Annotated in this window: 11 protein-coding genes and 1 pseudogene; 3 read left to right on the forward strand and 9 right to left on the reverse strand. The window is 71.7% G+C overall.

The genetic code is table 11. The features are described 5' to 3' along the window. Window positions 1–3 precede the first annotated feature (3 nt). The 7 genes from H5965_RS27700 to cutA all read right to left on the reverse strand — a co-directional run bounded on the left by H5965_RS27700 (window position 4) and on the right by cutA (window position 4666). The gene (locus H5965_RS27700; protein WP_310973167.1) at window positions 4–384 is read right to left on the reverse strand and encodes a response regulator transcription factor; all 381 of its coding nucleotides are present in this window, start codon (window positions 382–384) and stop codon (window positions 4–6) included. Beyond that, window positions 381–1802, reverse strand: a complete 1422-nt coding sequence (locus H5965_RS27705; RefSeq protein ID WP_310973168.1) for a PAS domain S-box protein — start codon at window positions 1800–1802, stop codon at window positions 381–383. Before H5965_RS27705 ends, H5965_RS27700 begins: the two co-directional genes overlap by 4 nt. Before the next feature lie 50 nt (window positions 1803–1852). Beyond that, window positions 1853–2251, reverse strand: coding sequence for an ATP-binding protein (locus tag H5965_RS27710; RefSeq protein WP_310973169.1), 399 nt, complete (start codon window positions 2249–2251; stop codon window positions 1853–1855). Window positions 2252–2322: 71 nt separating this feature from the next. Continuing rightward, the gene (locus tag H5965_RS27715) at window positions 2323–2964 is read right to left on the reverse strand and encodes a response regulator transcription factor (RefSeq protein WP_310973170.1); all 642 of its coding nucleotides are present in this window, start codon (window positions 2962–2964) and stop codon (window positions 2323–2325) included. A 129-nt stretch (window positions 2965–3093) separates the two neighbouring features. Next, window positions 3094–3558: a DUF6292 family protein gene (locus tag H5965_RS27720; protein WP_310973171.1), complete on the reverse strand. Its 465-nt coding sequence runs from the start codon at window positions 3556–3558 to the stop codon at window positions 3094–3096. Window positions 3559–3625: 67 nt separating this feature from the next. Then, window positions 3626–4333 (reverse strand): RraA family protein, encoded by a 708-nt coding sequence (locus H5965_RS27725; protein ID WP_310973172.1) that lies wholly within the window; start codon window positions 4331–4333, stop codon window positions 3626–3628. Window positions 4334–4342: 9 nt separating this feature from the next. After that, entirely contained in the window at window positions 4343–4666 is a 324-nt protein-coding gene (cutA, locus tag H5965_RS27730; protein WP_310973173.1) for a divalent-cation tolerance protein CutA, read from the reverse strand. Window positions 4667–4768: 102 nt separating this feature from the next. Here cutA and H5965_RS27735 point away from each other — a divergent pair, with 102 nt between their 5' ends. Together H5965_RS27735 and H5965_RS27740 are read left to right on the forward strand one after the other, a co-directional pair. Next, window positions 4769–6175 (forward strand): hypothetical protein, encoded by a 1407-nt coding sequence (locus tag H5965_RS27735; RefSeq protein WP_310973174.1) that lies wholly within the window; start codon window positions 4769–4771, stop codon window positions 6173–6175. 56 nt (window positions 6176–6231) lie between these two features. Beyond that, window positions 6232–7381: pseudogene (locus H5965_RS27740) on the forward strand (FAD-dependent monooxygenase). Here the strand turns inward: H5965_RS27740 and metH are convergent. Continuing rightward, window positions 7363–10986, reverse strand: coding sequence for a methionine synthase (metH, locus tag H5965_RS27745; protein ID WP_310973175.1), 3624 nt, complete (start codon window positions 10984–10986; stop codon window positions 7363–7365). The pseudogene H5965_RS27740 and the gene metH overlap by 19 nt on opposite strands. 299 nt (window positions 10987–11285) lie before the next feature. Here metH and H5965_RS27750 point away from each other — a divergent pair, with 299 nt between their 5' ends. Then, window positions 11286–12140, forward strand: a complete 855-nt coding sequence (locus tag H5965_RS27750; protein ID WP_310973176.1) for an LLM class F420-dependent oxidoreductase — start codon at window positions 11286–11288, stop codon at window positions 12138–12140. Between the two features lie 101 nt (window positions 12141–12241). Here the strand turns inward: H5965_RS27750 and H5965_RS27755 are convergent, their stop codons facing one another. After that, complete coding sequence (locus H5965_RS27755; protein ID WP_310973177.1) at window positions 12242–13627, reverse strand: sugar porter family MFS transporter; 1386 nt, start codon at window positions 13625–13627, stop codon at window positions 12242–12244. Window positions 13628–13772 lie beyond the last annotated feature (145 nt).

The following is a 13772-nucleotide window of genomic DNA, read 5'->3' on the forward strand; positions in this document are numbered from 1 at the left end:
CGCTCACCCCGCCGCCTGACCGCCCAGCCGCCGGACGGCTTCGACGATCGCCGTGTTCGGCGCGCCCTTCACCAGGTACTCGGTGACGCCGGCCGCGGCCAGCCCGGCGATGGAGGCCCGGTCGGCGTAGGCGGAGAAGGCCAGGATGGCGGTGTCCGGGCTGCGCCGGACGATCTCGCGGGCCGCCCGGGCCCCGCCGCCGCCCGGCATCCGGACGTCGAGGACGGCGACCGCGGGCCGGTGCCGCTCGGCGAGCAGGATCGCCTCGTCGGCGTCGCCGGCCACCGCGACCACGGCGATGCCGTCCTCGGCGTCCAGGACTTCCTTGAGGACATCCCGGATCAGCACGTCGTCGTCGGAGATCAGCACGCGCAGCTCGGTCACGGTTCGAGCTCCGTCGCGTCGGGCAGCAGGGGCAGCCAGAACTCGATGACGGTGCCCTCGCCGGGCGTGCTGTCCACCGAGAGCCAGCCGTGCGCGGCTTCGGCGCGTTCGTGCATCTCGACCAGCCCGAAGTGGCCCGCGCCGGCATCGCCGCCGGCCGTGCCGACGCCGTCGTCGGTGATCCGCACCAGGGTGCCGTTGTCCACTGTGGACAGCGTGACGCCGACCCGGGTGGCGCGCGCGTGCTTGCGGACGTTGCTGAGCGCCTCCTGGCAGATCCGGTACACGGTGATCGCCGCTTCGGGCGACGGCTCGGCGGTGAGCTCGTCGCGCACCTCGTGCGCCAATCCCCAGCGGCCCGCGACCTCGTCGGTGTAGGCCGAGACCGCCTCCACCAGGCCGTGCCGGTCGAGTTCCGGCGGCCGCAGCCGCGAGACCAGGCCGCGCAGCCGCGCGATCGCGGCGGCGACCGACTCGTCGAGGCCGCCGACGGCGCTCGCGTGCGGTTCCGGCAGCCGGGAGGCCAGCAGCTGCAGGCGCATGCCGACGGCCACCATGGACTGGATCGACTCGTCGTGGACGTCCCAGGCGATCCGGCGCCGCTCCACCTCCTGCGCCTCGACGAGGTGCCCGACCAGCCGGCGGCGTTCACGCAGGGCCTGCTCGGCGTTGCGGCGTTCGGTCATGTCGCGGGTGACCTTCCCGAACCCGTGCAGCCGGCCGTGCTCGTCGTACAACGCCGTGATCACCACGTTCGCCCAGAACCGGGTGCCGTCCTTGCGCACCCGCCACCCCTCGTCCTCCAGCCGCCCTTCCGCGACGGCGGCCTCCAGTTCCCAGGCCGGTTTCCCGGCGGCCACGTCCTCGGCCGGGTAGAACACCGAGAAGTGCTTCCCGATGATCTCCTCGGCCGCGTACCCCTTGATCCGCTCGGCGCCGGCGTTCCAGCTGGAGATGTGCCCGCCGGTGTCCAGCATGAAGATGCCGTAGTCCTGGACGCTCTGGACGAGCAGGCGGAACCGTTCCTCGCTCTCCCTCAGCGCCAGCTCGGCCGCGCGGCGCTCGGTCATGTCCCGGACGACCTTCCCGAACCCGTGCAGCCGCCCCTGCTCGTCGTACAACGCCGTGATCACCACGTTCGCCCAGAACCGGGTGCCGTCCTTGCGCACCCGCCACCCCTCGTCCTCCAGCCGCCCCTCGGCGACGGCAGTCTCCAGCTCCCGGGCCGGCTCACTCGCCGCGACGTCTTCGGGCGGGTGGAAGACCGAGAAGTGCCGTCCGGCGATCTCCTCCGCCGCGTACCCGGTGATGCGCTCCGCCCCCGCGTTCCACGTCGAGATCCGGCCCTCGGTGTCGAGCATGAAGATCCCGTAGTCCAGCACTCCCTGCACCAGGAGGCGGAACCGGTCGTCGTCCATGCGGCAACTCTGCCGGATGACCGCCCGCCCGGCACGGCCACGAACCCGGCTCAGCCCGCGAGTTCGGCCGCCGAGGCGGGCAGGACACACCAGACCACCTTCCCGCGGCCGTGGCGTTCGGTTCCCCGCACCGAGGACAGGCGGTCGACCAGGACGAGCCCCCAGCCGCCGTCGGCTCCCGCCGGGCGCCGGACCGGCGGCGCCGGGTTGTCGTCGAAGACCTCGATGCGGACGTCCGCGCCGTCCACGCTCAGCCGCAGGACCGGGTCGCCGACGCCGTGGCGCAGCGCGTTGGTCGCGAGCTCGGTGACGACGAGCAGCGCGTCGTCGACCGCGCGGCCGTCGGTCCAGGCCAGCAGGGCGAGCCGGGTGAACCGGCGGGCGAGCGCGAGCCCGTGTACCGAGCCGGTCAGCACGCACTCCGCGGTGAGCGGGGCAGGGATGGTCACGCGGTAAGCCTCGTCGAAGCGGCCCGGGCGGCGCGAGATGCAAAAGCCCTCACGCGGCTGGTGCAGCTGCATCAGCCGATGAGGCCCTCCCGGCGGGCCACCGCGACCGCTTCGAGCTTCGAGCGCGCGCCGAGCTTCTCCAGCACCCGCTGGACGTGGTTGCGCGTGGTGTTGCGGGAAACGCCCAGCCGACGGCCGATCTCGTCGGTGGTCGCGCCCTCGGCGAGCAGGTCGAGGGTCTCGCGTTCCCGCGCGGTCAGCGCCGCACCCCCGCCGCGGCCGGTGAGCCGGTCGAAGACGCCGGGCAGCAGCTCCGGGTCGAAGACGACCCCGCCGGCGGCGACGTCCCGCACGGCGGATTCCAGCACGCCGAGCTGGGAGGACTTCAGCAGCAGCCCCGCACCGCCCGCCTTGGCGACCTGCACGGCGACCGCGGGCGTCGCGTCGCCGGTCAGCACCAGCACCCGCGCCCCGCCGGAGCCGAGCTGCGCGAGGACGCCGAGGGCGTCGCCGTCGGCGAGCCGCCGGTCCAGCACCACGACGTCGGGGGCGTGCTCGGCGACGTCGGCCACCGCCTCCGCCCGGGACCGCGCCCGGCCGACCACGGTGATCCCGTCGGCGCGGTCGAGGGCCTGCTGGAGGGCCTCGGCGACCATGTCGTGGTCCTCCACGAGCAGGACACGGACTGGTCGGGGCTCCTCGGCGCTGCTCACGGTGGTCCCTCACTCCGGTTACGGCTGTGACAACCGGGGCTTCGCCCCGAGCCGGGGGCTTCGCCACCCGGGCCCCCGAAAGCGGTGTGCCCACCCATCCTAGGCGGCCGAGCGCGGGATCGCCGCCGGTCACCAGGCCGGGGAGCTCGGCCGCAGCAGGCCTTCGGGACCGGTGACCGGCAGCCAGTCGACGAGCTCCTCGTGGTGCCCGGCCGCCCGGAACACCGGCGGCCGGAACGACCCGGCGGGCGACCCGGCGACCCGCAGCACCTCGAGGAACCGGGCGACCACGCGCGGCGCGGGCAGCACCTCGGGGCCGCCGAGGTAGGCGAGCGGTTTCGCCGCCCCGCCGCCCGCGGGCTCGACGACCGCCGACCAGCCGTGCACCTCGTCCCAGATCAGGGCGAGGTCGTGCCCCGGCAGGTCGGGGAGCGTGCGGTCGAGGGCGACGTACCCGGAGGCGGGCTCGTCGAGGTCGAGCGAACACGATTCGAAGCCGACGCCGACCGCCCGGGCGACCCGGGCGAGGTAGGCACGCAGCCCCCGGGCGAAGTGGTATTCGATGTCCCGGCCGAAGCCGATGAGCGTGTTCATGGTTCCGCCTCCCGCGCCCGCTGCAGGCCCGGGATACCCGATCAGGCGGGTGATCACACTTTCGCGCTCACTCTTCGATCGCGCCGCCCACGGCCCGGAGATGGGCGCGGAAAGTCAACGCCGGATTCGTTTCCCGCGCCGCAAGAAAGTCACCGAACCGCACCTGCTGCCGCAACGGTTCGCCGCCGCGGATGCGGTCGGCCTGGCGCCGTTCGGTGTCGCGGATTCCTTCGGCGAGGGTGAACAATTCACCCGCACGGGCGAGCGGGACGAAGAGGACCCCGTCGTCGTCGCCGAGCACGAGGTCGGCCGACCCGATCCGCCACGTGCCGACGATCGCTTCGGCCAGCCCGCCGTCGATGCGGGGCCCCAGGCTGAGCGGGCCGGTGGGCAGCGAGCCGAGGCTGAACACCGGCAGCCCGATGGCGCGGATGTCCGCGGTGTCGCGGTGCAGGCCCCAGATCTCCACCCCGGACAGCCCGGCGGCGCGCGCCTCGAGCACCACGAGGTCCCCGACGCAGCTTTCGTCGAGCCGTCCGCCGTTGTCGACCACCAGCACACCGCCGCCGGGGGCGTCCTCGAACGCCTCGAGGAAGACGTCGACGCTGCCGACGTGCCGGGCCGGAACGGCCGGCCCGAACAGCCGGCTGCCCGGCACCACGGCCCGCGTCGGGGCCGGTGCGCACCGCACCGGGAGCCCGGCGCGGATGCACGCGTCGGCGAGGTGGGCGGTGGTCAGCGTCGCGAAGCGCTGCCTGAGTCCATCGTGGTCCATGCGCCGAATCTAGCCAGCGGTCTCCTCGGTCAGCCACGCCAGGTATTCGGCGCTGCCCCCGGTGATCGGCGTGGCGACGACCTCCGGCAGGTCGTAGCCGTGCAGCTGCCGGAGGCGTTCGGTGAGCGCGGGCACCCGTTCGGCGGTGGTCTTGATTTCCACCCGCCACTCCTGATCGGTCTGCACGGCTCCCTCCCACCGGTAGACGCTGGTGATCGGGCCGACGATCTGGGCGCACGCCCCGAGCCGGGCGGCCACCGCCTCGGTGGCCAGCTCGCGGGCCGCGGTTTCCGAGTCCGTCGTGGACGTCACGATCACGTGTTCTGCCGCCATACCGGCGAGATTACCGGTGACCGTTCACCCGGAATTCGAGACAGCGCCACCGCGGGGGCGCCAGGATGGGCCGCGCCCCGTTGCCGACGTGAGGACTCCAGGATGCGCCGTCTGCCCGCACTGGCCACCGCCGCACTCACCGCCTCCGCCCTCCTGATACCCGCCACGGCCCACGCCGCGAGCCCGCCGTTCACCGCGTCGGTCTTCCGCGCGACCCACAACAGCTACTCGGGCAACGTCGACGGCGCCAAGAACTCCATCGCCTACCAGCTCGACCACGGCGTGCGATTCCTCGAACTCGACGTGCACGACAACGGCTACGCCACCTCGCACGACTACGCCGTCGGGCACGACTCGCCCGGCAACCTCGTGGACCACGGCGGCGGCAACCCGGCGTCGAACAACCTCCGCGACTGGCTGGCCGTGGTGAACACCTGGTCCGCGCAGCACCCGGCCGCCGCGCCGATCGTCGTCATGTTCGACCTGAAGGACGACCTGACCGACAACCCCTCGTTCGCCGCGGGGAACCTGACCGCGCTCAACCAGGAGCTCGAGTCGGTGTTCGGCGCGAGGCTGCTGCGGGCGCAGGACTACCCGGCGGCCCAGCCGGACGTCGACGCGCTGCGCGGGCGCGTGCTGCCGCTGCTGTCCGGCGACGGCGGCTCCCGCACCGAGTACAAGCGCGACGTCGGCTACCACCCGGCCGTCGCGCTCAACGGCCGCGGCCAGGTCGTCGAGGTGCACGACTCCGGGGCCGGCGCGCTCTGGTACTGGACCGGGACCTACGGCGCCGACGGGCGGGTCACCTGGCTGCGGCACGGCAAGTACGACAGCGGGCAGACGCCGGCCGTCGCCCTCAACGACAACGGCGACCTCGTCGAGGTCCACCAGTCGCAGGGCGCGACCACGCTCTGGTCCCACGTCGGCAAGCTCGGCGCGGACGGCGAGATCACCTGGCAGGCCAGCCACCAGTACGACAACGGCGTCCTGCCGACGGTCGCCTTCACCGACGGGACGCACCTGCGGGAGATCCACAAGAGCCAGAACAACAGCCAGAACTGGGCCTGGGACGGCGTGCTCGCGGGCACCACGGTGGCGTGGACCGGCAACGGCAAGACTTCCGACGCGCGGTTCGCGAAGGCGACGTCGAGCAGCGCCGGCCGCACGGTGTCGGTGTGGACCGGCGCGGACGGCCCGACCTCGGCGCAGACCCTGCGCGCCGACACCGACCGCGTCGCCGGTGACCGCATCCGCTACCGGCAGGTCGCCTTCGACGAGTTCCAGAAGGGCGACAGCGCCGAGCTGCAGCAGGGCGCGCTGTTCTACGGCGCGCCCGCGACGGAGTCGGCGTTCATCACCTCCGCCCGGCAGGCGGGCAGGCTGGTCCGCGGCTGGGACTTCGACTCCGCGAGCCAGGCGACGACTCCCCTGGCGAACTACCCGGCGACCAACCACCCGTACGACACTTGGTACCAGACGCTGCTGACGAACAACGGCGCCGTCGAGTAGCCGGCCGTCAGCGCTTCGCCAGGGACCGGTAAGCGGCCCTGGCGAAGCTCGGCGGCATGGAGAACCTCACCGTCCTGATCTCCGGCGCGAGCGTCGCCGGCCCCGCGCTGGCCTGCTGGCTGACCCGCTTCGGCTGCACCGTGACCGTCGTCGAACGCGCCCCGGCGCTGCGGCCCGGCGGCCAAGCCGTCGACTTCAAGGGCGCCACCCACCGGACCGTCCTGGACCGCATGGGCGTCCTCGACGAGGTCCTGCGCCGCCAGACCGGCGGGCAGGACCAGACGATCGTCGACGCGACCGGAAGGCCGCGGGCCGTGATCCCCGGCGAATTCACCGGCGGCGACATCGAGATCCGCCGCGGCGAGCTGTCGGAGATCCTGTACAGCCACACGGACTGCGAGTACCTCTTCGGTGACACCATCACGTCGCTGACCGAGACCACCGGCGGCGTCGACGTCACCTTCGCCCGGGCGGAGCCGCGCCGGTTCGACCTGGTCGTCGGCGCGGACGGCATCCACTCGAACGTCCGGCGGCTCGCCTTCGGCCCGGAGCGCGACTACGTGCAGTACCTCGGTTACCACTATGCGCTGGCCGAGCTCGGCGAGGAGCTCGGCGGCGGCGACGCGCAGATGTACAACGAGCCCGGCCGGATGGCCGCGGTCGGCGGTCCGAAGGCGTCGGCGTTCTTCGTGTTCGCCTCCCGAGCTGGACTACGACCGCACCGACACCGACAAGCAGCGCCGGCTGCTGATGGACGCCTACCGCGGCGCGGGCTGGCGCGTGCCGGAGCTGATGGCCCGGATCCCGCAGGCCCGCGAGTTCTACCTGGACTCGCTCAGCCGCGTGACGATCGACGGCTACGCCCGCGGCCGGGTCGTGCTGCTCGGCGACGCGGCGTACGGCAACACCCTGGGCGGCTTCGGCACCGGCCTGGCGGTCGTCGGCGCGTACGTGCTGGCCGGCGAGCTGCGCGCGGCCGACGGCGACCACCGCGTCGCGTTCGCCCGCTACGAGGAACTGATGCGGGACTACGCCAAGGTCTCGCAGCGCGGCAGCGCCGGGCCGTTCCTGGCGCCGCCGTCGCCGCTGCGGATCAAGCTGCGGGACTGGACGTTCAAGTCCCGCTTCCTCCTCGGCCTGATGCTCAAGGCGACCGACAAGTTCGCCACGGACATCGAGCTGCCGGACTACGCCTCGGGGTCGTAGGCCAGGTTCGGGCGGAGCCACTGCTCGACCTCGGCGACCTCGACCCCCTTGCGGCGGGCGTAGTCCTCGACCTGGTCGCGGCCGAGGCGGCCGACGGTGAAGTAGCGGGAGTCCGGGTGGGCGAAGATCAGGCCGGACACGCTCGCCGCCGGGGTCATCGCGAACGACTCCGTCAGGGCCATGCCCAGCCCGTCCGCTTCCAGCAGCTCGAACAGCTCGCGCTTCTGGCTGTGGTCGGGGCTGGCCGGGTAGCCGAGCGCCGGGCGGATGCCGCGGAAGCGCTCCGCGTGCAGGTCCTCCAGCTTCGGCTGCGCGTCCGGCTCGAACCAGTCGCGGCGGGCGCGCAGGTGGATGTGCTCGGCGAACGCCTCGGCGAGGCGGTCGGCCAGCGCCTTGACCATGATCGCGCGGTAGTCGTCCTGCTCGGCCTCGTAGCGCGCGGCCAGCGCCTCGGCGCCGTGGATCGCCACCGCGAAGCCGCCGAGGTGGTCGCCGATCGGGGCGATGTAGTCGGCCAGGCAGCGGTTCGCGCGGTCCTCGGGCTTGGCCGTCTGCTGCCGCAGCATCGGGAACTTGACGTGCGCGTAGTCGCCTTCGAGCAGGATGTCGTCGCCCTCGCTGTGCGCCGGCCAGAACGCGTACGCGCCCTTCGCGGTGAAGCTGCCTTCGGCGATGATCTGGTCCAGCAGCGTGTTCGCGTCGTCGAACAGCTCGCGCGCGACCGGCTGTTCGAGGATGGCCGGGTACTTGCCCTTGAGCTCCCAGGCCAGGAACAGGAACTGCCAGTCGACCATCTCGCGCAGTTCGGCGATGCTCGGCTCGACCACGCGCAGGCCGGTGAACGCCGGGGTCGGCAAGCCGTCGAAGGCCACCTTCTCGGGGTTCGCGCGGGCCTGTTCGAGGGTGAGCATCGGGCGGCGCTGCTTGCTCGCGTGCTGCTCGCGCAGCACTTCCTGGTCGGCCCGGTTCTTCGCGGTGAGCGCGATCGAGCGGTCCGGGTCGAGCAGGTCGGAGACGACGCCGACCACGCGCGAGGCGTCGAGGACGTGCACCGTCGCGTTGTCGTAGGCCGGGGCGATCTTCACCGCCGTGTGCTGCTTGGACGTCGTCGCGCCGCCGATGAGCAGCGGCATCTTCAGCCCGCGCCGCTGCATTTCGGTGGCGACGGCGACCATCTCGTCCAGCGACGGCGTGATCAGCCCGGACAGCCCGACGGCGTCGGCGCCTTCGGTGACCGCGGTGTCCAGGATCTTGCCCGCCGGCACCATCACGCCGAGGTCGATCACCTCGTAGTTGTTGCAGCCGAGGACGACGCCGACGATGTTCTTGCCGATGTCGTGGACGTCGCCCTTGACCGTGGCGAGCACGATCTTGCCCTGGCCACCGCTGGAGGCGAGCCGGCCTTCCTGGCGCGCCTGCTCCTTCTCCGCCTCCATGAACGGCTCGAGGTAGGCGACCGAGCGCTTCATCACGCGGGCGCTCTTGACCACCTGCGGCAGGAACATCTTGCCGGAGCCGAACAGGTCGCCGACGATCTTCATGCCGTCCATCAGCGGGCCCTCGATGACGTCGAGGGGCCGGGGCAGCTGCTGCCGCGCCTCTTCGGTGTCTTCCTCGATGTAGTCGACGATGCCGTGGACCAGGGCGTGGGACAGGCGGTCGCCGACCGGGCCTTCGCGCCAGGAGAGGTCGACGACGCGCTTGGTGCCGCTGCCCTTGACGTTCTCGGCGAAGGCGACCAGCCGGTCGGTGGCGTCTTCGCGACGGTCGAAGAGCACGTCCTCGACCAGCTCCAGCAGGTCCTTGGGGATGTCTTCGTAGACGGCGAGCTGGCCGGCGTTGACGATGCCCATGTCCAGGCCGACCTGCATGGCGTGGAAGAGGAACGCCGAGTGCATCGCCTCGCGGACGACGTCGTTGCCGCGGAAGGAGAACGACAGGTTCGAGATGCCGCCGGAGATGTGGACGCCGGGACAGCGTTCCTTGATCCGGGGCAGCGCGTCGATGAACGCCTTCGCGTAGCCGTTGTGCTCGGCGATACCGGTGGCGACGGCGAGGACGTTCGGGTCGAAGATGATGTCCTCGCCCGCGAAGCCGGCCTGCTGCGTGAGCAGGTCGTACGCGCGGGCGCAGATCTCCACCTTGCGGTCGGCGGTGTCGGCCTGGCCCTGCTCGTCGAAGGCCATCACGACGACGCCGGCGCCGTAGTCGCGGATCGTGCGGGCCTGGGCCAGGAACGGCTCCTCGCCCTCCTTGAGGCTGATCGAGTTGACCACGCCCTTGCCCTGCAGGCAGCGCAGGCCGGCTTCGAGCACGCTCCACTTGGAGCTGTCGACCATCACCGGGATCCGGGCCACCTCGGGCTCGGTGGCGATGAGGTTGAGGAACGTCGTCATCGCCTGCTCGGATTCGAGCAGGTCGGCGTCCATGTTGACGTCGAGCAGGTTGGCGCCGCCGCGGACCTGTTCGAGGGCGACGTCGACCGCGCCCTGGTGGTCGCCGGATTCGATGAGCCGCCGGAACCGCTTGGAGCCGGTGACGTTGGTGCGCTCGCCGATCATCACGAACCCGGTGTCGGCGCCGATGCCGAACGGCTCGAGGCCGCTGAAGCGCGTGTGGGTGCGCGGCGCCGGGATCACCCGCGGGCCGATGCTCTTCGCCGCTTCGGCGATCTTCGCGATGTGCGCCGGGGTCGTGCCGCAACAGCCGCCGACCAGGTTGACCAGGCCGTCGCGGGCGAACCCGCCGAGCAGCCCGGCGGTCTGCTCGGGCGTCTCGTCGTAGCCGCCGAACGCGTTCGGCAGGCCGGCGTTCGGGTGGCAGGCGACGTAGGTGTCGGCGAGCCGCGCGAGTTCCTCGACGTGCGGGCGCGCCTCCTGGGCTCCGAGCGCGCAGTTGACGCCGACGACCAGCGGTTTCGCGTGCTCGATCGAGCTCCAGAACGCCTCGACGGTCTGCCCCGACAGCGTCCGCCCGCTCAGGTCGACGATGGTGACCGAGATCCACAGCGGCAGGTGCGGCGCGACCTCGCGCGCGGCGGCGACCGCGGCCTTGCAGTTCAGCGTGTCGAAGATCGTCTCGATGAGCAGCACGTCGACGCCACCTTCGGCGAGCCCGGCGATCTGCTCGGCGTAGGTGGCCTTGACCTGCTCGAACGTGACCGCCCGGTACGCCGGGTCGTCGACCTTCGGCGAGAGGCTGAGGGTGACGTTGAGCGGGCCGATCGAGCCCGCGACGAACCGGCCGCCCACTTCGTCGGCCGCCTGGCGGGCGAGCTGCGCGCCGCGGACGTTCATCTCGTGGACGTACGCCTGCATCCCGTAGTCGGCCTGGCCGATGCCGGTGGCGGTGAAGGTGTTGGTCGTGGTGATGTCCGCGCCCGCGGCCAGGTACTGGCGGTGGACGTCGAGGATGACGTCCGGGCGGGTGAGGTTCAGCAGGTCGGGGTCGCCGGTGACGTCGTGGGTGTGCTCGCCGAAGCGGTCGCCGCGGTAGTCGGCCGGGGTGAGCCCGGCGCCCTGCAGCATGGTGCCCCAGGCACCGTCGAGGACCGCTACGCGCTGGTCGAGCAGCTCACGCAGCCGGCTGGTGGGATCTTGACTCATCGGCGCCCTCCCTCGTCCGGGAGGCGCCCTTGGTGCGGTGGAGCGGGTCGAGCGTGGCGGACCCCGCGGTCCGTTGCAGCGCCTCTCGGCCCGTAACCGAGGATAGTGGATACGGCACCCGGCTGGCCATCCCGCCCCGCCCGGGCGTCCACGATCTGGGACACCGGCCGCGACCGTCCACAGTAGAGCATTGGGTCCACCCTGCACCTCCACCCCCCATGCTCCCCGTGGCGGCGGCAGTACTCACCTCGTGGACTGCCCACCTTGAAAACTGAAACACGTTCTAATACGCTCCGCGGGTGGACTACGGAATCGTGCTGTTCACCAGCGACCGGGGGATCACCCCGGCGGCCGCGGCGCGCGCCGCGGAAGCCGCGGGGTTCTCGACCTTCTACGTCCCCGAGCACACCCACATCCCGGTGAAGCGCGAGTCACCGCACCCGCGCACCGGCGACGCGTCGCTGCCCGACGACCGCTACAGCCGGACGCTCGACCCGTGGGTCGCCCTGGCGACGGCGGCCTCGGTCACGTCGCGCATCCGGTTGTCCACGGCGGTGGCGCTGCCGGTCGAGAGCGATCCGATCACGCTCGCCAAGACGATCGCCAGCCTCGACCACCTCTCCGGCGGCCGCGTCACGCTCGGCGCCGGATTCGGCTGGAACGTCGACGAGCTGACCGACCACGGCGTGCCCGGGAACCGCCGCCGCACCGCGCTGCGCGAGTACCTCGAGGCGATGAGTGCACTGTGGACGCAGGAGGAAGCCGCCTACGACGGGGAGTTCGTCTCCTTCGGGCCGAGCTGGGCGTGGCCGAAACCGGTCCAGGCGCACATCCCGGTGCTGCTCGGCGCGGGCCCGACCGAGAAGACGTTCCGCTGGATCGCCCGCCACGCCGACGGCTGGCTCACCACGCCGGCCGACACCGACCTCGACGGGCACGTGGCCCTGCTGAAGGAGATCTGGCACGCCGAAGGCCGGGAAGGCGCTCCGCGGATCTGCGCGCTCGGCGAGCGACCGGACCCGGAACGCCTGGCGCACCTGGATTCCCTCGGCGTCACCGAGACGATCTTCGGCCTCCCGGACCGGTCGCCGGAGGAAGTCGAGGCGTGGATCGGCCGGCTGGCCGGGAAGCTCACCCTCGCCCCCGCACACTGAAACCGGCCAGGCGGCGGGCCCGAGCGTCGCGAATGACTCATTCGGGACCTCGGACGTCCCGAATGAGTCATTCGCGGCACCGGGGTTGGGCCACCCGGGGGTCAGCTCTTGGCCGCGACGCCCTGGCGCGCCCGCAGGTCGAGCTCGATCTGCTCCAGCGTGCGGCCCTTCGTCTCCGGCACCAGCCACTTGGTCAGGACGAACAGCACCACGTTCACCCCGGCGAAGAGGAACATCGAACCGCCGATGCCGAGGGACTTCGGGTCGGAGATGATCGGGAACACCGCGCTCACGATGCCCGTCGCCGCCCAGAGGACCACGCTGCTGACGCCCATGCCCGTGGCCCGGTACTTCAGCGGGAACACCTCGGACATCATCACCCAGACGACCGCGCCCCAGCCGAGCTCGTAGCCGACCAGGTAGAGCACCATCATCACCAGCATCAGCAGGCCGCGCGTGCCGGTGTCGTGGACGTTCAGCACCACGAGCCCGGCCCCCACCAGGGTCAGCACCATGATGACGTTGCCGATGAGCAGCAGCGGCTTGCGGCCCCAGCGGTCCACCACGAACACGACCCACGCGGTGAACAGGAACTTCGTGACGCCGAGCAGCACGCCGGACAGCAGCGCGGCCTGCGTCGCGAACCCGAGGCCGATAAGCATCGTCGGGAAGTACGCGTTGATGGCGTTGACCCCGCTGAACTGCTGGCCGATCGCGAGCAGCAGGGCCACCACGAGCATCGGCCGGACGAACCCGGAGAACAGGTCGCGGATCCGCGGCTTCTCCTCGGTGTCGAGCCGGATCACCTCGTGGATGGTCGCGATCTCCTCGTCGAGGTTCACCGCGTTGCCGTGCGCACTGGCCAGCACCCGCCGGGCCTCGTCCTCCTGGCCGTTCTTGACCAGCCAGCGCGGCGTCTCCGGCAGGAACACCAGCCCGACGAGCAGGACCACCGCGGGCACGATCGCACCGGCGAACATCCAGCGCCACGCCGAGATCGGGCCGAGCCAGTAGCTGACCAGGAACGCGATCAGGATGCCCAGCACGATGAAGATCTGGTTGAGCGCGCCCATCGCGCCCCGCCACTTCGCCGGCGCCAGTTCGGACAGGTACGTCGGGACGGTCGACGACGAAAGGCCGATGCCCAGCCCGATGACCAGCCGCGAGAGCACCAGCAGCACGAACGTCGGCGAGAAGCTGGCCGCCAGCGTGCCGACGATGACGATGCCCGCGGCGACCATGATCGTGCGGCGCCGGCCGAGGGCTTCGTTGGTGCGGCTGGACAACAGCGCGCCGACGATCGCGCCGACCGACAGGCTGGCGGTGATCACGCCCTTGTCCCAGCTGGTCAGTGCCCACAGTTTCCCGATGAACGGGAGCACCCCGGAAATGACGCCGAGGTCGTAACCGAACAGGATGCCGCCGAGCGCGCCGAAGAAGTACAACGTGGTCCGCCCGATGTGCCGCGCCGGGGCTGCTTGCGTCATTGCCGGGTCGCCTCTTTCGTAGGTCCAGTCCAGCCAGCGGCCACCACACTCACACGCCGGAAAATGGCGGGCAAGAAGATCCGTGATAACAATTCAGAAACCTGATCGACGTTCACGTATGTGATTCCGGCATATCCGGCGCCGG

The sequence above is a fragment of the Amycolatopsis sp. 505 genome (genome assembly GCF_031625235.1).
In the GTDB taxonomy this organism is placed as follows: Bacteria; Actinomycetota; Actinomycetes; order Mycobacteriales; family Pseudonocardiaceae; genus Amycolatopsis.

Bases quoted from the DNA above. Each gene is read 5' to 3' on its own strand.
- H5965_RS27705 (WP_310973168.1), bottom strand. From the start codon at position 1,802: ATGGACGACGACCGGTTCCGCCTCCTGGTGCAGGGAGTGCTGGACTAC.
- H5965_RS27735 (WP_310973174.1), top strand. From the start codon at position 4,769: ATGCGCCGTCTGCCCGCACTGGCCACCGCCGCACTCACCGCCTCCGCC.
- H5965_RS27725 (WP_310973172.1), bottom strand. From the start codon at position 4,333: ATGGACCACGATGGACTCAGGCAGCGCTTCGCGACGCTGACCACCGCC.
- H5965_RS27755 (WP_310973177.1), bottom strand. From the start codon at position 13,627: ATGACGCAAGCAGCCCCGGCGCGGCACATCGGGCGGACCACGTTGTAC.
- H5965_RS27720 (WP_310973171.1), bottom strand. From the start codon at position 3,558: ATGAACACGCTCATCGGCTTCGGCCGGGACATCGAATACCACTTCGCC.
- metH (WP_310973175.1), bottom strand. From the start codon at position 10,986: ATGAGTCAAGATCCCACCAGCCGGCTGCGTGAGCTGCTCGACCAGCGC.
- cutA (WP_310973173.1), bottom strand. From the start codon at position 4,666: ATGGCGGCAGAACACGTGATCGTGACGTCCACGACGGACTCGGAAACC.